19 protein-coding genes and 1 riboswitch are annotated in these 20,664 nt (G+C 66.3%); of the genes, 10 read left to right on the top strand and 9 right to left on the bottom strand.

The features are described from left to right. The first annotated feature begins 4 nt into the window (after positions 1-4). Positions 5-1,144: a M24 family metallopeptidase gene (locus BFN03_RS08285; RefSeq protein WP_070378618.1), complete on the top strand. Its 1,140-nt coding sequence runs from the start codon at positions 5-7 to the stop codon at positions 1,142-1,144. Between the two features lie 78 nt (positions 1,145-1,222). Beyond that, positions 1,223-1,981, top strand: coding sequence for a polyprenol monophosphomannose synthase (locus BFN03_RS08280; protein WP_070378617.1), 759 nt, complete (start codon positions 1,223-1,225; stop codon positions 1,979-1,981). On the opposite strand, the gene BFN03_RS08275 is transcribed toward BFN03_RS08280, so the two are convergent. Next, entirely contained in the window at positions 1,941-2,363 is a 423-nt protein-coding gene (locus tag BFN03_RS08275) for a pyridoxamine 5'-phosphate oxidase family protein (RefSeq protein WP_070378616.1), read from the bottom strand. The genes BFN03_RS08280 and BFN03_RS08275 overlap by 41 nt on opposite strands. Before the next feature lie 89 nt (positions 2,364-2,452). Here BFN03_RS08275 and BFN03_RS08270 point away from each other — a divergent pair, with 89 nt between their 5' ends. The 5 genes from BFN03_RS08270 to BFN03_RS08250 all read left to right on the top strand — a co-directional run bounded on the left by BFN03_RS08270 (position 2,453) and on the right by BFN03_RS08250 (position 6,357). Continuing rightward, a complete protein-coding gene (locus BFN03_RS08270; protein ID WP_157109689.1) occupies positions 2,453-3,196 on the top strand; it encodes an SDR family NAD(P)-dependent oxidoreductase in 744 nt (247 codons plus the stop codon). Beyond that, on the top strand, positions 3,193-4,428 hold the full coding sequence (gene cbiE, locus BFN03_RS08265; protein ID WP_070380732.1) for a precorrin-6y C5,15-methyltransferase (decarboxylating) subunit CbiE: 1,236 nt from the start codon (positions 3,193-3,195) through the stop codon (positions 4,426-4,428). The genes BFN03_RS08270 and cbiE overlap by 4 nt, the downstream gene beginning before the upstream one ends. Then, positions 4,425-5,174: a precorrin-4 C(11)-methyltransferase gene (cobM, locus tag BFN03_RS08260; RefSeq protein WP_070378614.1), complete on the top strand. Its 750-nt coding sequence runs from the start codon at positions 4,425-4,427 to the stop codon at positions 5,172-5,174. Before cbiE ends, cobM begins: the two co-directional genes overlap by 4 nt. A 2-nt stretch (positions 5,175-5,176) precedes the next feature. Then, complete coding sequence (locus BFN03_RS08255) at positions 5,177-5,929, top strand: cobalt-precorrin-6A reductase (protein ID WP_070378613.1); 753 nt, start codon at positions 5,177-5,179, stop codon at positions 5,927-5,929. Positions 5,930-6,015: 86 nt separating this feature from the next. Next, entirely contained in the window at positions 6,016-6,357 is a 342-nt protein-coding gene (locus BFN03_RS08250) for a hypothetical protein (protein ID WP_070378612.1), read from the top strand. 510 nt (positions 6,358-6,867) lie between these two features. Here BFN03_RS08250 and BFN03_RS08240 read toward each other — a convergent pair. Next, on the bottom strand, positions 6,868-7,302 hold the full coding sequence (locus BFN03_RS08240; protein ID WP_070378610.1) for a cupin domain-containing protein: 435 nt from the start codon (positions 7,300-7,302) through the stop codon (positions 6,868-6,870). Positions 7,303-7,506: 204 nt separating this feature from the next. On the opposite strand from BFN03_RS08240, the gene BFN03_RS08235 reads away from it, so the two are divergent. Both BFN03_RS08235 and BFN03_RS08230 read left to right on the top strand, forming a co-directional pair. Next, a complete protein-coding gene (locus BFN03_RS08235) occupies positions 7,507-7,926 on the top strand; it encodes a hypothetical protein (RefSeq protein WP_070378609.1) in 420 nt (139 codons plus the stop codon). 12 nt (positions 7,927-7,938) lie between these two features. Beyond that, positions 7,939-8,358, top strand: a complete 420-nt coding sequence (locus BFN03_RS08230) for a hypothetical protein (RefSeq protein WP_070378608.1) — start codon at positions 7,939-7,941, stop codon at positions 8,356-8,358. 87 nt (positions 8,359-8,445) lie between these two features. Here BFN03_RS08230 and mdlC read toward each other — a convergent pair whose 3' ends face one another. The 4 genes from mdlC to cobG form a co-directional block, all read right to left on the bottom strand. Continuing rightward, positions 8,446-10,032 carry a benzoylformate decarboxylase gene (mdlC, locus tag BFN03_RS08225; protein WP_070378607.1) on the bottom strand — a complete coding sequence of 529 codons (1,587 nt, stop codon included), beginning with the start codon at positions 10,030-10,032 and terminating at the stop codon, positions 8,446-8,448. Between the two features lie 142 nt (positions 10,033-10,174). Continuing rightward, positions 10,175-11,677, bottom strand: a complete 1,503-nt coding sequence (locus tag BFN03_RS08220; RefSeq protein WP_070378606.1) for a precorrin-2 C(20)-methyltransferase — start codon at positions 11,675-11,677, stop codon at positions 10,175-10,177. After that, positions 11,674-12,300 carry a precorrin-8X methylmutase gene (locus tag BFN03_RS08215; protein WP_070378605.1) on the bottom strand — a complete coding sequence of 209 codons (627 nt, stop codon included), beginning with the start codon at positions 12,298-12,300 and terminating at the stop codon, positions 11,674-11,676. Before BFN03_RS08215 ends, BFN03_RS08220 begins: the two co-directional genes overlap by 4 nt. A 25-nt stretch (positions 12,301-12,325) precedes the next feature. Beyond that, a complete protein-coding gene (gene cobG / locus BFN03_RS08210) occupies positions 12,326-13,459 on the bottom strand; it encodes a precorrin-3B synthase (RefSeq protein WP_070378604.1) in 1,134 nt (377 codons plus the stop codon). After that, a riboswitch (cobalamin riboswitch) is annotated at positions 13,456-13,608 on the top strand. It overlaps the preceding gene by 4 nt. Positions 13,609-13,665: 57 nt before the next feature. Between cobG and cobN the strand changes: the two genes are divergently transcribed. Beyond that, positions 13,666-17,271, top strand: coding sequence for a cobaltochelatase subunit CobN (cobN, locus tag BFN03_RS08205; protein ID WP_070378603.1), 3,606 nt, complete (start codon positions 13,666-13,668; stop codon positions 17,269-17,271). A gap of 60 nt (positions 17,272-17,331) precedes the next feature. Here the strand turns inward: cobN and BFN03_RS08200 are convergent, their stop codons facing one another. The 3 genes from BFN03_RS08200 to BFN03_RS08190 form a co-directional block, all read right to left on the bottom strand. Next, complete coding sequence (locus BFN03_RS08200) at positions 17,332-18,150, bottom strand: oxidoreductase (RefSeq protein ID WP_070378602.1); 819 nt, start codon at positions 18,148-18,150, stop codon at positions 17,332-17,334. A 228-nt stretch (positions 18,151-18,378) separates the two neighbouring features. After that, on the bottom strand, positions 18,379-19,416 hold the full coding sequence (locus BFN03_RS08195; RefSeq protein ID WP_070380731.1) for an acyl-CoA dehydrogenase family protein: 1,038 nt from the start codon (positions 19,414-19,416) through the stop codon (positions 18,379-18,381). Positions 19,417-19,499: 83 nt separating this feature from the next. Continuing rightward, a complete protein-coding gene (locus tag BFN03_RS08190; RefSeq protein ID WP_070380730.1) occupies positions 19,500-20,537 on the bottom strand; it encodes an acyl-CoA dehydrogenase family protein in 1,038 nt (345 codons plus the stop codon). Positions 20,538-20,664: the final 127 nt, after the last annotated feature.

Here is a 20,664-nt window from a genome sequence, read left to right as displayed (position 1 = left end):
ACCCATGAGTTCCTCAGGCACCCCGACGTCCCGCTTCCCTTCCGCTGTCTACGCCGACAGGATCTCCCGCGCGAGTGCGCTCGCTCGCGAGGCCGGGCTCGACGGCCTGCTCATCACGCCCGGGCCCGACTTGCGATATCTGCTGGGCTCTCGCGCGGAGTCGTTCGAACGGCTCACCTGCCTGGTGATTCCGGCGAGTGGCGACACGGCGACGGTGGTGGTGCCGCGACTCGAACTGGCCTCTCTCGCCGAATCCGCGGCGTCCGAACTGGGTCTGAGGATTCGGGATTGGGTCGACGGCGTCGACCCGTACCGCGCAGTCGCCGAGCTCCTGCCGACTCCGGCGCGCACGGCCGTTGCTGATGCGATGCCCGCGCTGCACCTGATTCCACTGGCGTCCGCACTGGGTTCGCTCCCGGTCCTCGCCACGGCCGTGCTGCGCGAGTTGCGAATGATCAAGGACGACGACGAGATCGACGCGCTACGGAGGGCGGGACGAGCCATCGACCGTGTACACGGTCGGATGGGGGAGTTCCTGAAGGTCGGCCGCACCGAGGCCGAGATCGCCGCCGACATCACCGCCGCCATCCTCGAGGAAGGGCACACCGAGGCCGCGTTCGTCATCGTGGGCTCGGGCCCACACGGAGCCGATCCACACCACGAGGTGTCCGAACGCGTCATCGAGTCGGGCGATGTCGTGGTCATCGACATCGGCGGTCCCGTCGAACCCGGCTACAACTCGGACTCCACGCGCACCTACAGCATGGGAGAACCCGACCCCGTGGTCGCGAAGAGGTTCGCTGTGCTCGAGCAGGCACACGCTGCGGCGGTCGGCCTGGTACGCCCCGGTGTGACGGCGGAAGCCGTCGACACGGCAGCCCGCGATCTGTTGGCGGCGCAGGGGTTGGCCGACGCCTTCGTGCACAGGACGGGGCACGGGATAGGGCTCTCCGTACACGAAGAGCCCTACATCGTGGCGGGGAACTCGATGGAGTTGGCGGAGGGCATGGCGTTCAGCGTGGAGCCGGGCATCTATTTCCAGGGCGAGTGGGGTGCGAGGATTGAGGACATCGTCATCGTGACCGCCGACGGATGCGAACCGGTGAACACCCGCCCGCACGGGCTGGGGGTACTCCCCGGATAATATTTGCCATTTGTTCATGTCCGCATCCGTCGTTGTTCACAGCGGCGAGTGTGGAAACACAGATCACGCGAAGGTGTCATGGAGAGCGTTCCCCCGAAGGTAACCGTCGTTGTACCGACCTACAACGAACGCGACAGCCTGCCCAAGATCGTCGGACTGCTCGCGGCGTTGGGCATCCCGAACATGCATGTACTGGTTGTCGACGACAATTCGCCGGACGGCACGGGCGAGGTCGCCGACAAACTCGGAATCGACGGTCCGATTCCGGTCGGTGTCCTGCACAGGACGGTCAAGGACGGCCTGGGCCGCGCCTATGTGGCCGGGATGAGTCGCGCATTGGCGGAGGGCGCGGACATCGTGATCCAGATGGATGCCGATCTGTCGCACCCCTGCGAGGCGATTCCGCGGATGCTGGAAACACTGGGGACGACCGACGCGGCCGTCGTGCTCGGATCCCGTTACGTGACCGGTGGCGCGGTCGCCGCCGACTGGCCTTGGTACCGCAAGGCACTGTCGGCCTGGGCGAACTTCTACGTCAATGCGATTCTGCGGCTGCGTGTCAAGGACGCGACCGCCGGATTCAAGGCGTGGCACGCTGACACCCTGCGTGCGATCGACGTCGATGGCGTGCAGAGCAACGGTTATGCATTTCAGGTGGAGATGAACTACCGCACGGTGCGGCAGGGCCTGAGAATCGCCGAGGTGCCGATCCGATTCGAAGAGCGCACCGACGGGGTGTCCAAGATGAGTCTCGCCGTCCAGCTCGAGTCCGCCTTGGTCCCGTGGAAGCTGCGGTTCAGCGGCGACACACCGCGGCCGAGCCGAGTACGCGGCTGACCGCGATCTCGACGACGACCCGGGCCGGATTCTCTTTGGGAGTGCCGTAGCGGGGGTACCGGGCGGCGTAGCGGGCGACCGCGTCGGCGACCGTGTCCGGGTCGGTCAGGACCCGGGATGGCCCCTCCAGCGTGATCCAGCGTTTTCCGTCTACCTGAGTCACCGCCGCGTACCCCCCACGTTCGGCGTTGAGTGCCTTCTGCGAGTGGCCAAAGGTGATCACCCGCGCCACCCCCTGGTCCTGATCCCAGGTGAAGCAGACGGCCACCACGTGCGGGGTGCCGGTCTTGCGGAGCGTCGTGAGTGTGGCCAGGTGATGTTCGCCGAGGAAGGCGAGCGCCTCGTCGGTCAGGTTGACAGGGGTACGGGGGGTGCGGTCCATGCCCCGACGTTAATCCAGGACAGTCGGTCCAGGACACTGGACGGGTGAGCCCTGGAACGAAGAACCACCGCGGGAAGCGCTCGGGCGGGATCGACGATCAAGGATCCGTACTCCTTCTCGGTGGTCGCAGCGAGATCGGCCTCGAAATCGCCTCCCGTCTCGCGCTTGGACGCACGATCGTCCTCGCAGCCCGCCGGAGCACCGAACTCGCCGCAGAACGGAACCTGTTGCTCGAGGCGGGTGCGGAGGATGTGAAGTGCGTGGAGTTCGACGCCGACGATCTCGACAGCCACGAACAGCTACTCCGCTCCGTCGCGGCCGAGTACGGCCCCCTGTCCACAGCGGTGCTCGCGTTCGGTGTGCTCGGTGACCAGGCGCGAGCCGAGCGGGACGCGCAACACGCGGTCGGGGTGGTTCACACCGACTATGTCGCCCAGATCAGTGTGCTGACTCATCTGGCCAACCTGCTCCGCGACCAGGGGTCGGGACGGATAGTCGTGTTCTCTTCGGTGGCGGGCGCGCGCGTGCGGCGCGCCAACTATGTCTACGGTTCTGCGAAGGCAGGACTGGACGGGTTCGCCAGCGGTCTCGGTGACGCCCTGCACGGCAGCGGTGTGTCGCTGATGCTGGTCCGGCCCGGGTTCGTGATCGGGCGGATGACCGAAGGCATGTCGCCGGCGCCGATGTCGAGCACCCCCGGGCAAGTAGCCGAGGCGGTCGTGCGCGGGCTGCACCGCGGTTCGAGTCGGGTGTGGGTGCCGGGGCAGCTTCGGTTCGCAATCTTCATCATGCGGATGCTGCCGCAGGCGATCTGGCGCCGGATGCCGCGATGAGCGACGTGCTGGTCGTCGTCGGCATCGGAGCCGACGGATGGGACGGACTGTCGCCGCGTGCGCACCGCGAGGTCGAGCGTGCCGAGGTCTTGATGGGGTCGCGGCGTCAGCTCGATCTGGTCCCCGACTCGAGCGCACTCCGGGTGCCGTGGCCCTCGCCGTTGGTCCCCGCGCTGCGGGGACTGCTGGACCGGCACGCCGGGCGGCGAATTTGCATTCTGGCCAGCGGCGACCCGATGTTCCACGGTATCGGCGTGACACTGGTCGACCTGTTGGGCGCCGAACGGGTACGGGTGATATCGCATCCCTCGTCGGCAACCCTCGCCTGCGCCCGCATGGGGTGGCCTGCCCACGCCACTTCTGTGGTTTCGCTCGTGGACAGCCCCGTCGAATCCCTGCTTCCCGCGGTCAGCGCGGGCGCACGGCTGCTGGTCCTGAGCCGGGACGAGCACACGCCCGCAGCCGTCGCCGCTCTGCTGACGCATCACGGTTTCGGTGAATCGCAGCTCAGTGTGCTCGGCGACCTCGGCGCGGCGAACGAGTCACGGATCGACGGCACGGCGTCGGAGTGGGCGTGCGAACCCGGTGCCCGCCTCAATGTCATCGCGATCGAGTGCCGAGCCGATCCTGGGAACGTGCGTCTGACCAGGATTCCCGGTCTGCCCGACAAGGTATACGCCGGTGACGGGCAGATGACCAAACAGGAGATACGGGCGGTGACGCTGTGCGCGTTGGCACCCGCGCCGGGCGAGTTGCTGTGGGACGTCGGAGGCGGTTCGGGCACCATCGCGATCGAATGGATGCGCACCCATCCACGGTGCCGCGCAGTCGCCTTCGAGCAGAATACGGATCGGCTCGAACAGATCGAGGAGAACGCTTCCCTGCTGGGGGTCCCGTCGCTGACGGTGCTCGGCGAATTTCCCACCGCCATCGAGGAGGTGCCGGTGACGTCGTCGTCACCCGATGCGATCTTCATCGGGGGTGGCCTCGCCCGGAACGGCCTGGTCGACGAGTGTTGGAACAGGCTCGGTCCCGGCGGTCGACTCGTCGCAAACGCTGTCACGATCGAAACGGAAATGCTGCTGCTGCAGTGTGTCTCGAAGTTCGGAGGACAGATTCGCAAACTTCAGATGTATCGCGGCGAGCCGCTCGGCGGGTTCACGGCGTGGCGTCCGCAGCTGCCGGTCGTGCAGTGGTCGGTGACGAAGCAGTTGGAAGGTGATCCGGCATGACGGTGTATTTCATCGGAGCGGGCCCGGGAGCCGCGGATCTCGTGACCGTGCGGGCGCAGCAGATCATTGCGACGAGTCCGGTGTGCCTGTACGCGGGAAGCCTGGTCCCGCAGGAACTATTGGCGCAATGCCCGGACGGTGCACGGGTCGTCGACACCGCGAGGTTGAATCTCGACGAGATTGTCGCGCTCATGCTCGACGCCGACGCCGCAGGTCACGACGTGGCGCGCCTACATTCGGGTGATCCGTCGATCTTCAGTGCCGTCGCCGAACAGGCCCGTCGGCTCGACGCTGCAGGCGTCGCGTACACGATCGTCCCCGGAGTCCCCGCCTTTGCCGCTGCGGCCGCGTCTTTGGGGCGGGAGTTGACGGTTCCCGGTGTCTCCCAGACGATTGTGCTGACCAGGGTATCCACCCTGTCTACCGCGATGCCGGAAGGCGAGGACTTGCGCTCATTGGGCAGTAGCGGTGCCACGATGGTGGTGCATCTGGGTGCGCATCGAATCGACCAGATCGTCGAGGAGCTCACCGAGAACTACGGGCCTACCTGCCCCTGCGCTGTTGTCGCGTTCGCTTCTCGGTCAGACGAGATCGTGCTACGCGGAACTCTCTCCACGATCGCTTCGCAGGTCAAGTCCGCCGGCGTGACGAAGACCGCAGTTGTGGTGGTCGGGAAAGTGCTTGCTGCCGAGGGGTTTCCGGACAGCTATCTGTACTCCGCCCTTCGCGAGCGGACCACCCACTGACGATGGCGCGAATCCTGATCCTCGGCGGCACCGGGGAGGCTCGGGCGCTCGCGGCTGCACTGGACGAAAATCCCCACATCGAGGTCGTGTCCTCGCTGGCCGGCCGGACTCGTGATCCTCGGGTGCCGGTCGGCGAGGTGCGCGTCGGTGGATTCGGGGGAGCGGACGGGCTCGGCAAGTGGTTGCGAGCGAATCCGGTCGATGCAATCGTGGATGCGACCCACCCGTTCGCTGTGCGGATCGCCGCGAACGCGGTCGAAGTCGCCAAGCGTTGTGGCATCCCGATCTTGGTTCTGCGTCGACCGGCCTGGGTACGTCGGGCCGGCGACGACTGGCATGAGGTGGCCGATGTCGGCGAGGCTGCGCAACTGTTGCCCCAGATGAGGTCTCGGGTGTTCCTCACCGTCGGCAGGCAGGGCGTCGAGGCCTTCGCCGCGTTGAGTTCTTTGTGGTTCCTGATCCGTGCTATCGATCCTCCCGACGCCGCAATGCCGGCTCGGTCTGCGCTTCTGCTCGCTCGGGGCCCCTTCACGGAGGCAGCGGAAGCGGCGCTGATGCGCGAGCACCGTATCGACGTCCTGGTCACCAAGAACAGCGGCGGAGACCAGACCCGCGCGAAACTCGACGCCGCGCGTGCACTGGGAATTCCCGTGGTCATGGTTCGCCGTCCACCGCTACCATCGGGTGTCCCCACTGTGGACGATGTAGCGGGAGCCCTTGCGTGGATTGGCTCGCGCGCCCACGTGCCCGAATAGCCTTCGACCCGAAGTCGTGCTGGGAGTTCACCTACTTCAACGGACTCAAGGCAGTGGGCCGTGAGATGTGTTCGTAGCCTGTCGTCGTGCGCATCCTGAATAGTCTTCATGCTTGGGCTTGGTTCTGCATGATCGTCAGCGTCACAGCGCTTGTCGCTGCGGTTGCTGGCGGTGACGCAAACTACCTATGGCTTTCCGCGCTCTCCGCTGCGCTGAGTGGGCTTTCCTGGTGGATCATCACCCGGAAAGCCCACCTGACGCGGTCTGGTGCGGGAGGACTCGGTGTGGTCCTGGCTGGAGCGATCGTCGCTTTTACCCCGTTCATCGAGATGGGCAGGAACCTTGGGGTTTTTATGATGTTGGTGGGCGTGGTCGTGTTCGCCAATGGCTATCAACGTTCGCTGAACGGGGGATCGCGAGACGCCTGACTGTACTTCCTCGACCGGCGTGTATCGAAGCCTTGCGCCCAGTGACGGGTAGGCGTGGCGTGCTGTGTCTGTCCGCCGGATCCGGCGGGGTAGCAATGGTTTTGGGTAGCGGCGGGCTGACAGTGGTTGTATCGACCCGAACAGGCGATAGATCCGGAGTACCCGAGCATTCAGCGAGTTCTCAGGCAGCGATGGACGGGCGTTGTTGGGATCGGGCTGGCCCTTGCACATAGCGCGCAGTCCAGCGCGGTGGCGAGGTCGAGCTTGGTGGGGCCATGACTTTGGCGCTGGCCTTGCCGCCCTTGCTTCCGCGGGGGGGGGGCTTGACGTGCACGGTAGGTGTCCTCGTTGAAATTGTCCCAGATCCACTTGCCGATGGAGTGGGCGGTGACGGGGATCTCGACGAAGGGCAGGGGGTCGGCGAACTGGGCGTTGATGGCGTGGCAGTGCTGGAGCACCAGGATTAGCCACTGGCCGAGGGTGCCGTCGACGGGCGCAGTGTGGCCTCAATCAGCATCGTGGGTCGGAAGCATTCTCGGACAGAGGGTCTCCCTCCGGTTGTACGTAGAGCGCGAGGAGGACGAGGGGGGCCGTGCCGAGGTTGGCGCCCATATGGACTTGGTTACTTCCGTGGCCCTCTGCGACGGTCTGACCCTTCGTCGTCGTGACGATCGTGCAGTCCTGGAGAGTTCGGGTGAGTGTTCCTGATTCGACGTACGCGTACACGGGACCGTCGTGGTAGTGCCAGCCCGTTGTGCCGCCCGGTGCGATCGCGATGCGCCGCAGGGTCAGCACCGTGGCCTCCGAAGTGCCGACGGCGGGAACCGTGGTTTCGAGGAGTGTCTGCGCGCTCACACCCGATGACGGCGTGGCACCGGCAGGGAAGGCGGGTAGAACCGCCGCAGCGGCACAGGTCAACGTGGCCAGAATCGGTTTCGAAATCATGTGACAACCCCTACTCGGCGGTACGACAGATTTCTACCAGCTGGTAGCGGACTTGCAGGGCAGTTCGCCGACCTGAGTATCGATCCGAAATCGACTTGTGACCATTGGAAAGTACCCGCCCGGACCGCGGTTTCACGGCCCGCGCGTACGACTTTCGGTTACAGTCGAACAGAGTTTGAGCTCAGCCAGCAAGGTGGATCGCATATGAACGTGATGAAGAAGTCGGCAGCTTCAGTTCTGGTGGCCGCAACCGTGACGCTCGGAGCGGGGACAGCTCATGCCGACCCGATGGCGGCAGATCCCGGCATTCCGGCGCCCCCACCACCGGCTCCCGCCATGCCCATGCCCGACCTCTTCGGTCCTCCTCCGTCGCCGGAGAAGCAGGCCGCACTCGAGAACATGCTCAACGAACTCGGAATGGGTTGGGCCAACGGTGGGGCAGCCGGAACGGCGATCGGCGCGCTCATCGGCCTCGGCGTCGGGTGCGTGTCGATGTTCCCCGGTAGCCTCGCGGGCTGCATTATCGGTTCACCGCTCGGGGCAGTCACCGGCGCCGTCGTCGGGATCGGGCAGGGGAACCCCAATGCGCAGCAGGCGATCGACGAGTATCTCAACACTCCTTAAGGCGGGTCGCGTATGAACGTGATGAAGAAGTCGGCAGCTTCAGTTCTGGTGGCCGCAACCGTGACGCTCGGAGCGGGGACAGCTCATGCCGACCCGATGGCGGCAGATCCCGGCATTCCGGCGCCCCCACCACCGGCTCCCGCCATGCCCATGCCCGACCTCTTCGGTCCTCCTCCGTCGCCGGAGAAGCAGGCCGCGCTCGACAACATGCTCAACGAACTCGGAATGGGTTGGGCCAACGGTGGGGCAGCCGGAACGGCGATCGGCGCGCTCATCGGCCTCGGTGTCGGGTGTGTGTCGATATTCCCCAATTTCGTCGCGGGCTGCATCGTTGGCACGCCTATCGGCGCAGTCACCGGCGCTGTCATCGGTATCGCACAGGGGAACCCCAATGCGCAGCAGGCAATTGAGGAGTACCTCAACACCCCATAAGCTGCATCAACGATGTGTGGCCGTTCGGAGACGCAAATCCTTGTCGCAAATCCTTGTCAAGGGTCGGTGCCGAACCGACACGAGCCACTACTCGGGTTCGGTGACGGCGGTCTCGACTTCGATCACAGCAGGATGATTGCCCGCCAGCGCCTCCTTGAGAGCGCTTACGAAATCGCTTGATGTTCGAACCGAGGTCGCCGCGACACCGTACCCGGACGCGATGGCGGCGAAGTCGATTCCGGGGACGTCCAACCCGGGGGCCTTGTCGGCATCGAGGATCCGGGCGAACCATCGGAGTGCCCCGTACGTTCCGTTCTTCAGGATCACGATGATTACCGGGATGTCGTATCGGGCGGCGGTCCACAGGGCGGTGATGCCGTAGTTGGCGGATCCGTCCCCGATCAGGCCGACTACCTGGCGGTCGGGGAGCGCGAGTTGCACCCCGACCGCGGCCGGAAGTCCGAACCCGAGACCGCCGGATGCGGGGAAGTAGAAGGTGTTCGGTCGAGGCAAGTCCATCTGAGACCAGAAGGCCCCGCTCGTCGATGTCGACTCCTTCACGTAGACGACATCGCCGGGCGCGCTCTCGCGCAGCAGCGCGAACAGTTGCTCCGGGTGAATGCCGTCCGGTGACGTTCGGGCAGGCGGTATCTCGGCAAGCGGGGGGAGCGGCGCATCTCGTCCGGGCACCGCATCGGCCAGACGGGCCAGGGCGTCGCGAATGCCAGTGACCCACGCGTCGCCCATCGGTGCCCGCGCGGCCTCGCCAGCATCGCTCGTCAGCTGGATCAACCGCGCACCCTCGGGCAGGTGCTCACCGGGCGCGAACTGGTGGTATCGGAAGACCGGGGCTCCGACGACGAGAATAAGGTCGTGTCCGGTGAGCGCGTAGGCCACTCCCCGAACGGCAGCCGGTAGCACGCCCCGAAAACTGCGGTGGCGGGTAGGGAAGGGGCACCGGGACGGCGATGGTGCGATCCACACCGGAGCGCAGAGGGCGTCCGCGAGGCGCACAGCTTCGTCGTTGGCGCGCTCGGCGTCCACTTCGGGGCCGAGGACGAGGACGGGGTGCTGGGCACGCTCGAGGGCCTCGACGAGGGTGCGGAGTTGATCCGCGCTCAGGGAGTTGGCAGGCGCCGTTGTGCGTTCGGCCAGATGTCGGGTGGAGGAGGGGGCCTCCTGCTCCCAGTCGTCGTACGGCACCGACACGTATACCGGCCCCTTGGCGGGCAGGTTCGCGATGTGAATTGCCTGGCTGATCGTCCTGGGGACGTCTTGTGCACATGCCGGCTCGCTCGACCACTTCACGAGTGGTTTCGGCAGTGTCGGCGCGTCGACGTTGGCCAACATCACTTCCTGGCCGATCGTGGAGCGGACCTGCTGGCCTGCGGTGATGATCAGCGGGGTGTGTGAGTACACCGAGTTGGTGAGCGCACCCATCGCATTGCCTGTGCCCGCCGCCGCGTGCAGGTTTACGAATGCCGCACCGCCCCGCGCCTGCGCATACCCGTCCGCCATGGCGAGCACGGCCCCCTCGTGCAGGCCCAAGATGTAGCGAAAATCGTCGGGTAATCCCGCCAGGAAGGGCAACTCGTTCGACCCCGGATTGCCGAAGATCGTCGTCAGCCCGTGGACCCGCAGCAGGTCGTAGGTTGCCTTGCGCACGTCAGCCATGAGAGTTCTCCGTCCGTTCCACGGTTCGGTGACCTGAGCCCGGCATGGACGCGGGCGCGGTAGTTCCGATGATGTGGCGAGAGTCGGAGGAGAACAAGGCGCCGTGTTCGGTTTCCTCGCTGACCGACGGGCGCAGCCGTAGTCAGCCTGGGTATCGGCGAGGAGTGAAGACCCTTCTTCCATGTTCGCCCTCGACCACTGTGGTCTTGGACGAGCCGACGATCAGCAGGCATCGCATGTCGATCTCGGCCGGGTCGAGGTCGGCGAGTCGCACGACCCGCACCGACTCCTGGGGGCCGCCCACGTCGCGACCGATGACCACCGGAGTGTCGGGGGATCGGTGTTCGAGCACGAGGTCGCGCATCGCCCCGACCTGCCAGGTGCGCGATTTCGAGGCGGGGTTGTAGACAGCAAAGGCCATATCGGCGCCCGCGACCGCGGAGATGCGCCGCGCCACGACGTCCCAGGGCTTGAGTCTGTCGGACAAAGACAGAACCGCGTAGTCGTGTCCGAGCGGGGCACCGACGCGACTGGCCACGGCGTTCGCGGCGGTCATTGCGGGCAGGACGCGCACCGGAACGTCGCGCCACTGATCCTCGTCCGCCACCTCGAGGACCGCGGCCGCCATCGCGAACACGCCCGGGTCTCCGGACGACACCACGGCAACACGGGCCCCGTTCTTCGCCAGGTCGAGCGCCATCGCCGCGCGTTCGGCCTCGACCCTGTTGTCACTGCGGTGGCGGCGCTGCCCCGGACGTTCCGGCACCCGGTCTATGTACGGGCCGTATCCGACGATGTCGGTGGCCAACGACAATTCGTGCTGCACCTCGGGTGTCGTCCACGACAAATCGCCGGGGCCGAGCCCCACGACGACCAGCTCCCCACCGGGGGCTGCGTCGTCGGGCCGGGCATTCGACGGACTGGGAACGATGGCGATCGAGAAGTAGGGGACGTCGCTGTCGGAGACATCGTCGGCTTGGTCGATCCGCTCACGGGCGGTGCTGGCCCGCTCGACATACCAGGTTTCGTCGATCCGTCCGGAGTCCCTCAACGCCTTCCGGACGGTCGGATACGTGCGCCCGAGCTTGAGGATCGCGGCAGCGTCCGTCTCGCGTAGCCGCCGCGTCAACTCGCCCTCCGGCAGGGTGCCGGGCAGAACGGTGAGAATCTCCTCGCCCTCGACGAGCGGGGTTCCCAACGCGGCGGAGGCGGCGCTGATCGACGTGATACCGGGAATCACCTCGGCCTCGAACCGCTGCGACAGACGCTTGTGCATGTGCATGTAGGAGCTGTAGAAGAGCGGATCTCCGGCTGCGAGAAGCGCCACGGTGCGGCCGGCCTCGAGGTGGGCCGCGAGTCGCTCCGAGGACTCCTCGTAGAACTCGTCGATCGCGCCTTGATACCCACCGGGATGGTCGACGGTTTCGGTGGTGACGGGGTAGACGAGATGCTCCTCGATCTGACCTTCACGCAGGTACGGCTCCGCGACGGCCCGAGAGATGCTCTTGCCGTGGCGGGCGCTGTGGAAGGCGACGACGTCGGCCTCGCCGATGATCCGTGCGGCCTTGACCGTCACCAGCTCCGGGTCGCCCGGCCCGATGCCGACGCCCCACAGCTTCCCGGGCCTGTGCGCCTCGGAGTTCATTCTGCTTCACTCGCAATCGCGTTCAGGGCCGCTGCCGTGATGGCGCTGCCACCGCGCCGACCGCGTACCACCAGGTAGTCGAGCCCGCTGGGGTGCTCGATCAGCGCCTCCTTGGACTCCGCGGCACCGATGAAGCCGACCGGACCGCCCACGACCGCGGCGGGCCGGGGCGCACCCGATTCGATCATGTCCAACAGGTAGAACAGCGCGGTCGGTGCGTTGCCGATGGCGACGACGGCGCCCTCGAGCTTGTCGCGCCACAACTCGAGAGCGGCGGCGGAACGGGTGTTGCCGATTCGCTCCGCCAGTGCGGCGACGCGGGGGTCACGTAGCGTGCACAGCACCTCGTTGTCTGCGGGCAAACGCTTTCGCGTCACCCCGGCTGCCACCATCTGCGCGTCGCACAGGATGGGTGCGCCACCGGCGAGTGCCGTGCGGGCGGCCTTGACGACACCGGGGGTGAACGCGACATCGCCCGTAAGATCGACCTGGCCGCTGGCGTGGATCATCCGGACCACGGCCTGCGAGACGTCCGCTGGGAAGTTGCTCAGATCCGCCTCGGCGCGGATCGTCGCGAAGGACTGGCGGTAGATCTCCGCGCCGTCTCGGATGTACTCGGTCATTCGGGTCACGATAGAGGTGCGCCGCTCACGGCCTGTCCACCCGGTAGCCGGTCGCGGTCGCAATGACGTCGATCACCTCACCGCGGGGACGCCCGCAGCGCCGCTCGCATCCCGACCAGTGCCGGTGCTCTCCGTCGACGAGTTCACCCGCCTCGACGGCCTCTCGCGCGTCGGCGCGCACGTCGGCATGTGCCTTGTCGCATCCCGGCTGCCCGGTGCAGGCGCTGACGTCCAGCCAGGGCGAGTTCTCGTCGAAGATCAGGCCCATCGGGGCCAGGACGCGCACCACCTGCTCGGCGGACCATTCGTCGAGGTCGCACAGCAGCAATGACTTCCACGGGGTGACGATCACCGGCCTGTCGATCGCGGCGAGGAACTGCGCCATCCTTTCATCGAGGATTCCGAACGCGAGACCACCGCCGAGCAAGACTCCCCCGTCCGGCTGGTCGAGCCACCCGATCGGTGCCCGATGTTCGGTAAACCCGATGACCGGGTCGGCGGTGGATACGAGGCCGAGCGCCGCGAGCGTGCGTTCCACCGCATCGGTGATCTCGGACAGTCGCCACTGCTGATCGCGAAGTTCCAGGAAGACGCGAGCCGCGTTCAAGAGCACGGTCACCGCCTCCGTCAGCGCGATTCGGGCGCCGCTGTCACGACCGGCGAGAACCAGGGCGGCCTCGGTCTCGCTGACCGCGTGAATGCCGAAGTCACCACCGAGCGCAGAGACGTCACCGCGTCCGTCGTCGAGGGTGAAGACGGTGCGGCCCGGCAGTTCCGCCAGGGCGGGGTCGGCACACAGCTCCCGGTCGAGTTGGTCGACCACCCCGCGCAGATCCGTGAGGCCGCCGAGGCGCCCGGTCAGCGGCGAGGCGAGGATATTGCGGACGCGTTCGTGAGTCTCCGAGGGCAACAGTCCCGCGCCGCCGAGGCGGCGGGCCAACTCCCGCGGATCGCTGACAGCCCGCAGTTGCACGTTGCCGCGCGAGGTCAGTTCGATCTCGCCGTTGCCGAGGTCGCGCGCCGACTCCGCGAGTGCCTGGACCTGGGCGGGAGTCAAGACGCCGCCGGGAAGCCGGACGCGGGCGAGTGCCCCGTCGGCGGCCTGGTGGACCTGGAACGCGCCGGGGCAGGCATCGGGACGGGAACGGGAGTCGACCATGGTCCCAGGCTACGGGTGGCGCCCGGTAGCATCACGAGCACTTGCGGCTCCAGGAGAGGAAACCGGCGGAAATCCGGTGCGGTCGCGCCACTGTGAGCTCGCCGAACCCGGCGGGCGAGCCAGACCCTCGCCTGCCGCCCGATCCAGACCCACGGCTTACGTGGAACCACCGCCACGGGGCGCGACACCCCAGGAAGGCCCCACCTGTGATCCTGCTGCTCTCCACCTCCGACACCGACCTGCTCAGCGCGCGCGCCAGCGGCGCGGACTATCGATGGGCGAACCCGGCACGACTGCTCGTCGAGGAGGATCTGCCGGGACTGCTCGAGGGCGCCGATCTCGTGGTCGTGCGCATCCTCGGTGGACGGCGGGCATGGGAGGAGGGCCTCGCCGCGGTTCTGGCCGCCGGGTTGCCCGTGGTCGTGGTCGGTGGCGAGCACGCCCCCGACGCCGAGTTGATGGAGTGCTCGACGGTTGCCGCCGGGGTCGCTGCCGAGGCGCACAATTACCTCGCCGAGGGCGGCGCCGACAACCTCGCGCAATTGCACCACTTCCTGTCGGACACGGTGCTGCTCACCGGTCACGGGTTCGAGGCGCCGGTTCGCCTGCCCAGCTGGGGGATAGCACCGTTCGCCCCGAACCAATCCGACGGCGACCGCCCCACGGTCGCGGTCCTGTACTACCGGGCCCAGCACCTGGCGGGAAACACCCGCTACATCGAGGCGCTGTGTGAGGCCGTCGAGGCCGCCGGTGCACATCCGCTGCCGATCTACTGCGCCTCGCTGCGCACCGCCGAACCCGAGTTGCTGCAGACCCTGCGCCGCGCCGACGCACTGGTGGTCACCGTCCTCGCAGCCGGAGGAACGAAACCGGCCGGGGTCTCGGCCGGAGGTGACGACGAGTCCTGGGACGTCGCCGCCCTCGCCGCACTCGACGTACCGATCCTGCAGGGCCTGTGCCTGACCAGCAGTCGCGAATCGTGGGAGTCCAACGACGACGGACTGTCCCCGCTCGACGTGGCGACCCAGGTCGCGGTACCCGAATTCGACGGCCGGCTGATCACGGTGCCGTTCTCGTTCAAGGAGATCGACGCCGACGGCCTCTCCACCTATGTTCCCGACGCCGAACGCGCGGCCCGGGTGGCGGGCATCGCGGTCCGGCACGCCCGACTGCGCCGCATCCCCGCATCGGAACGGCGGATTGTGCTGATGCTGTCGGCGTATCCCACCAAGCACGCCCGCATCGGCAACGCGGTTGGTCTCGACACCCCCGCCAGCACGATTCGGCTGCTCACCGAGATGCGCGCGGCCGGATACGACCTGGGGCCCGAAGACGGGCCGGACGCCGTGCCCGGACTGGCTGCGCAGGACGGGGATGCGCTGATTCATGCCCTGATCGCCGCTGGCGGTCAGGACCCGGACTGGTTGACCGCGGAGCAACTCGAGGGCAATCCGATCCGTATCTCCGCCGCCCGCTACCGCGAGTGGTTCGCGGCGCTGCCCGCGGATCTGCGCGAGGGCGTCGAGGAGCACTGGGGCCCGGCGCCCGGCGAGCTGTATGTCGACCGGTCCCAGGATCCGGACGGTGAAATCGTCATCGCGGCAATGCAGTTCGGCAACCTTGTGCTCATGGTGCAACCGCCACGTGGATTCGGTGAGAACCCGGTCGCGATCTACCACGACCCGGACCTTCCGCCGAGTCACCACTACCTCGCCGCCTACCGCTGGATCGCCGCAAGCGCGACGGCCGGCGGTTTCGGGGCGGATGCGCTCGTCCATCTCGGCAAGCACGGAAACCTCGAATGGTTGCCGGGCAAGACGCTCGGCATGTCCGCGTCGTGCGGAACCGATGCCGCGCTCGGCGACCTGCCGTTGATCTATCCGTTCCTTGTCAACGATCCCGGAGAGGGCACCCAAGCAAAGCGGCGTGCCCACGCGACCCTGGTCGACCACTTGATCCCGCCGATGGCCCGCGCCGAGAGCTACGGCGACATCGCTCGGCTCGAACAACTCCTCGACGAGCACGCGAACATCTCCGCCCTGGATCCGTCGAAGTTGCCGGCGATTCGTCAGCAGATCTGGACATTGATGCGGGCCGCCAAGATGGACCACGATCTCGGTCTCGACGAACGCCCCGACGAAGACGTGTTCGACGACATGCTTCTGCACGTCGACGGCTGGCTGTGCGAAATCAAGGACGTCCAGATCCGCGACGGCCTCCACGTCCTCGGCCGGGCGCCCCGCGACGGCGCCGAGGTCGAACTTGTTCTCGCCATGTTGCGGGCCCGGCAGATGTGGGGAGGCGAGCAGACCGTTCCGGGGCTGCGGGAGGCGCTCGGCCTCAGCGAAGACGGCGACGAATCCCGTACCCGGGTAGACGATATCGAGAAGCAGGCGCAGGCGCTGGTGGAGCGCATGCACGACGCGGGGTGGCGGCCCGACGCCGCGGACACCCTCACCGATGACACCACGGTCGCTCAGATACTCCGCTTCGCGGCCACCGAGGTGGTGCCGAGGCTGCGCGAAACCGACAGCGAGATCGGCCAGGTGCTGCACGCGCTCGACGGCGGGTTCATCGCCGCGGGACCCAGTGGTTCACCGCTGCGCGGGCTGATCAACGTGCTCCCGACGGGCCGCAACTTCTATTCGGTCGACCCCAAAGCGGTGCCGTCGCGGCTGGCCTGGGAAACCGGCCAGGCCATGGCTGAATCACTGCTGGACCGGTACAAGTCGGACCACGGCGGTTGGCCGCGGTCGGTGGGCCTGTCGGTGTGGGGCACCTCCGCCATGCGGACCTCCGGTGACGATATCGCCGAGGTTTTCGCGCTCCTCGGTGTGCGGCCGGTGTGGGACGAGGCCAGCCGCCGGGTGACGAACCTCGAGGTGATCGGCCTCGACGAACTGGCGCGTCCGCGCATCGACGTCACGGTCCGCATCAGCGGCTTCTTCCGTGATGCCTTCCCGCACGTACTGGCGTTGCTCGACGACGCCGTCCGGTTGGTGGCCGCCCTCGACGAGCCTGCGGAGCAGAACTTCGTCCGAGCGCACGTACAGGCCGACCTCGCCGAGCACGGCGACGAGCGGCGGGCGACCACCCGCATCTTCGGTTCCAAGCCGGGCACCTACGGAGCCGGGTTGCTGCAGTTGATCGACTCGAAGAGTTGGCGCGGGGACGCCGATCTCGCCGACGTCTACACCACGTGGGGTGGGTTCGCGTACGGGCGCGGACTCGACGGCGCGCCTGCAGCCGACGACATGCGCTCCGCGTACCGCCGTATCGCCGTGGCGGCCAAGAACACCGACACCCGTGAGCACGACATCGCCGACGCCGACGACTACTTCCAGTACCACGGGGGGATGGTCGCAACGGTGCGTGCGCTCACCGGGACGTCACCGGAGGCTTACATCGGCGACAGCACCCGGCCGGAGTCGGTGCGCACCCGCACCCTGTCGGAGGAGACGTCCCGGGTGTTCCGTGCCCGGGTGGTGAACCCGCGGTGGCTCGAGGCGATGCGCCGTCACGGCTACAAGGGTGCGTTCGAGATGGCGGCCACCGTGGACTACCTGTTCGGATACGACGCAACCACCAACGTGGTCGCCGATTGGATGTACGAGAAGCTCGCCGAGTCGTACGTGCTCGACGAGCAGAATCGCAAGTTCATGGAGCAGTCCAACCCGTGGGCGCTGCACGGTATAGCCGAACGCCTCCTCGAGGGCGTCGAGCGGGGCATGTGGGAGCATCCCGAGCAGGCGACGCTCGACGGATTGCGGCAGGTGTACCTCGAAACCGAGGGTGAGCTCGAGGGCGACTGATCTCCCAGCGAGAACCCGTTCCGCTACGGCCGTCGCCCGAAGCTATCGGGCGGCGGCCGTTCAGGCGGCGGACATCGCCACGCGGTCGTATACCCTGTCGCCAAAGTACTTTCGGATGAACAGCAGTGGTCGCGCGTACTTGCCGGCCACGTATCGTGTCTTCGGTCTCTTGGAAGATACGGCTTTCGATACAACATCGGCGATGGCAGATGGGGGAGTAAGCGATCCCTGCTTTTCGTACCTGCTTCTCATGCCGTCGGCGACCCTTTTCCCGAAGTCCCTGTACGGTCCGCCGCTCGAGATCTCTTGGAGATTGTCCGCAGCGACGGTGCCCCACGCCGTCTGGATACCGCCCGGTTCGATAACGACCACATCGATCCCGAACTGCTTCAGCTCGAGTCGTAGGCAGTCCGACCAGCCCTCCAGCGCGTGCTTGGTGGCGTGATACCAGGCGCCGAGCGGTGTGTATACCTTTCCGCCCATCGACGACGTGTTGATGATCGTGCCCGCTTCTTGCTTTCGCATGTACGGCAGGACAAGCTGTGTCATCCGGGCCAGTCCGAACAGATTCACTTCGAACTGGTGTTTGGCTTTGTCGATCGAGGTCTCCTCGACGGAGCCATACAACCCATAGCCCGCATTGTTGAACAGTACATCGATACGACCCGCATCCTCTGCAACCGAATTCACGGCCTTTTCGAGGGTCGAAGATTCTGTCATCTCCATTTCCAACGGCTTACCGCCGGCACTCTCGATCTTGTTCGCGTCTTCTTCGGTCCGTGCGGAACCATAAACCGTATGACCTTCAGCTACAAGCTTCTCCAGCGTAGCGAAGCCGATTCCAGATGACGCACCGGTAATCACCACTACCTTCTTCACTTCGAACCCCCTTGCAATAGCGTGGCCTCGTTTACCGTTTCCGGTGGTGTACCCGCGGCCATCTATCTTGCTCGAATGTTGTGGTAGACATCCGCGATCCTCGAGGAATCGCTGTCGAACCCGCTTTGTCCGAAGTCAGCTCGCGCGAAGTCGCGATGAAGAAAATGCGTGTTCGGCAAATACGAATCAACGATATGTTGGTCGTTGGTTGAAGCGCAACGTCCGCACTCACGGCAGGGATGAAGCCAATGGGGCCGCCGCGGTGAATTGGTCGAGCAGTGCGGCGCGAACCTCGGGCCGCGACCCCACCACCATCGCCAACATGGACTCACGAACGAGCCGCTCGGCCGTGTTGCCTTTCACGGACGAGGAGCTACCCGTGGCCGCCACGAGGGCCGTGGCCGCTCGAACGGCCAGCGCCAAGGCCTCGGCCCGGGCGACGTGGAGGTCGTAGTCGCCGGACAATGTCGCGTTGAGATGGTCGCGGACGGTTGCCAGTTGCGCCATGAAGTTCGCCGTGTCCACGTCCCGTTCCTCGAGCCCTGCCAGACACCGCCGAGCGATACCAATGGGCATCGATGCGACGAATCTGGAAAGGAGAGTTTCTCCTGCCATGAATTCGTCCCGGGTGATCACGTTGCACACCCGATCGGCGGGAACCTGGAAGTTCTCGAATCGAATCCTGACCGTGTTGCTTGCGCGCGCGGCTATGAGTGGCAGCGTCTGCACAGACATTCCCTCGGCCGAGCGCGCATCGACAACGACCTCTACGATCGAGTCGTCGAGTTCGTCGCGGGCCAAGATGAGCATGACGTCAATGATGTTCCAACCAGTGACGAACGGCGCCATACCGTTGAGCACGTAGCCGTCGTCGGTGCGTCGCGCGTAGAGCAGCGGTGGTTGCGGAGCGGCTCCCGCGCCGGAGATGCCGCCCTTGATGGACCCGTTCAGGAGGCCATTCCAGTAGGTGTCGCGAAGGGCGGCGTTCGGCGACGTTGCCAAGTGATTGACGAGGCCGCCGTGCTGTGCCCATGTGAATGCGGTGGCCAGGCAAGCTCCGTGCAGGACCTCCAGCAGATCGGCCCTGTCGTCGACACTCAGATCGGGCCCGCCGAGCTCAGGGGGAACGTTGATGCCGTAGAAGCCTTCGACAGCCAGCGCCTCGAAGTGGCCGGGCGGGATCTTCCCCTCCGCGTCGACGGTGTTGGCCGCGGGCAGGAGCACCGTCTCGGCGATGTGGTGAGCGCGTTCGATCCAGTGGTTCACCACATCGAGCGTACCGCTCGATGTGATCGAACAAGGTGGCCGAACGATTCGGGCTGACGCCGTCGATGCTGCGTGACGACACTTCACAATCGGGATGAAGTCAGGGGGGCCGGCGCTGCGAGTTCATCGACTAGCGCCGTGCGAAGCTCCGGCCGCGATGCGACCATCATGGCCAGCATTGCCTCGCGTGCGAGTCGTTCGGCGGTGTTGCCTCTCACCGACGAGGAACTGCCGGTCGCCGCCATGAGGGCTGTGGCGGTTCGAATGGCCAGTACCGCGGCCTCCGCTCGGGCCTCGTTCCGGTCATATCCTCCGGTCAATGTGGCATCGAGATGGTCACGGACGGTCGACAGCTGTGCCGCGAAGACGGTTGTGTCGACTGCCCGCTTCTCGAGTTCCTGGAAGCACCGCCGGGCAATGCCCAACGGCATCGTTGCGTTGAACTTGGACAGAAGTGTCTCTCCGGCCATGAACTCGTCGCGGGCGAACACGTCGCACACCCGATCGCTTGAAACCTGGAAGTTCTCGAATCCAACTTTGACGGTGTTGCTTGCGTTCGCGGCGATCAGTGGCAGCGGGTGAACAGAAACCCCCTTGTTCGGGTGCGCATCGACAACCATCGCCACGATCGAATCATCGACCTCGTCGCGGGCCAGAAACAGCACGACATCGATGATGCCCCAACCGGTGACAAACGGCGCCACACCGTTGAGAACGTAGCCACCGTCGGTGCGCCGCGCGTGAAGCAGCGGCGGCTGCGGGGCGGCTCCCGCACCCGAGATGCCACTCTTGACGGATCCGGTTACGACGGCATCCCAGTAGGTGTCGCGCAGGGCGGCGTTCGGCGACGTGGCCAGCCGTCTCACGACGCCGCCATGCTGTGCCCAAGTGAATGCGGTGGCCAGGCAGCTGCCGAACATGGTTTCGAAGAGGTCTGCTCGGTCCTCGGGGCCCAATTCGGGTCCGCCGCGTTCGGGGGGTGCGCTGATCCCGTAAAAACCCTCCTTGGCCAGGATTTCGAAGTGGCTGGGCGGGATCTTCCCCTCGGCGTCGACGGTGTCGGCCACCGGAGCAAAGACGTTCTCTGCGACGTCGTGAGCGCGTTCGATCCAGTGGTTCACCAGATCGAGCGTACCCGCGCGATCTGATCGAGCACGGTAGCCAATCGATCCGGGTGACATCGCCGATATTGCTTCGGCCCAAGCATCAAGACCGTCTCGAATAGGTCTCTACACAGTACATTTGGCC

This window comes from Rhodococcus sp. WMMA185 (assembly GCF_001767395.1).
Lineage (GTDB): Bacteria > Actinomycetota > Actinomycetes > Mycobacteriales > Mycobacteriaceae > Rhodococcus_F.
Note: the sequence above shows the minus strand (reverse complement) of the source record. Positions and strands in the feature narration are given on the sequence as shown.

What these genes read in the sequence shown, in the direction of transcription:
- BFN03_RS08285 (WP_070378618.1), top strand. Translation starts at nt 5, where the DNA reads ATGAGTTCCTCAGGCACCCCGACGTCCCGCTTCCCTTCCGCTGTCTAC.
- BFN03_RS08280 (WP_070378617.1), top strand. Translation starts at nt 1,223, where the DNA reads ATGGAGAGCGTTCCCCCGAAGGTAACCGTCGTTGTACCGACCTACAAC.
- BFN03_RS08275 (WP_070378616.1), bottom strand. Translation starts at nt 2,363, where the DNA reads ATGGACCGCACCCCCCGTACCCCTGTCAACCTGACCGACGAGGCGCTC.
- cbiE (WP_070380732.1), top strand. Translation starts at nt 3,193, where the DNA reads ATGAGCGACGTGCTGGTCGTCGTCGGCATCGGAGCCGACGGATGGGAC.
- cobM (WP_070378614.1), top strand. Translation starts at nt 4,425, where the DNA reads ATGACGGTGTATTTCATCGGAGCGGGCCCGGGAGCCGCGGATCTCGTG.
- BFN03_RS08255 (WP_070378613.1), top strand. Translation starts at nt 5,177, where the DNA reads ATGGCGCGAATCCTGATCCTCGGCGGCACCGGGGAGGCTCGGGCGCTC.
- BFN03_RS08240 (WP_070378610.1), bottom strand. Translation starts at nt 7,302, where the DNA reads ATGATTTCGAAACCGATTCTGGCCACGTTGACCTGTGCCGCTGCGGCG.
- BFN03_RS08235 (WP_070378609.1), top strand. Translation starts at nt 7,507, where the DNA reads ATGAACGTGATGAAGAAGTCGGCAGCTTCAGTTCTGGTGGCCGCAACC.
- BFN03_RS08230 (WP_070378608.1), top strand. Translation starts at nt 7,939, where the DNA reads ATGAACGTGATGAAGAAGTCGGCAGCTTCAGTTCTGGTGGCCGCAACC.
- mdlC (WP_070378607.1), bottom strand. Translation starts at nt 10,032, where the DNA reads ATGGCTGACGTGCGCAAGGCAACCTACGACCTGCTGCGGGTCCACGGG.
- BFN03_RS08220 (WP_070378606.1), bottom strand. Translation starts at nt 11,677, where the DNA reads ATGAACTCCGAGGCGCACAGGCCCGGGAAGCTGTGGGGCGTCGGCATC.
- BFN03_RS08215 (WP_070378605.1), bottom strand. Translation starts at nt 12,300, where the DNA reads ATGACCGAGTACATCCGAGACGGCGCGGAGATCTACCGCCAGTCCTTC.
- cobG (WP_070378604.1), bottom strand. Translation starts at nt 13,459, where the DNA reads ATGGTCGACTCCCGTTCCCGTCCCGATGCCTGCCCCGGCGCGTTCCAG.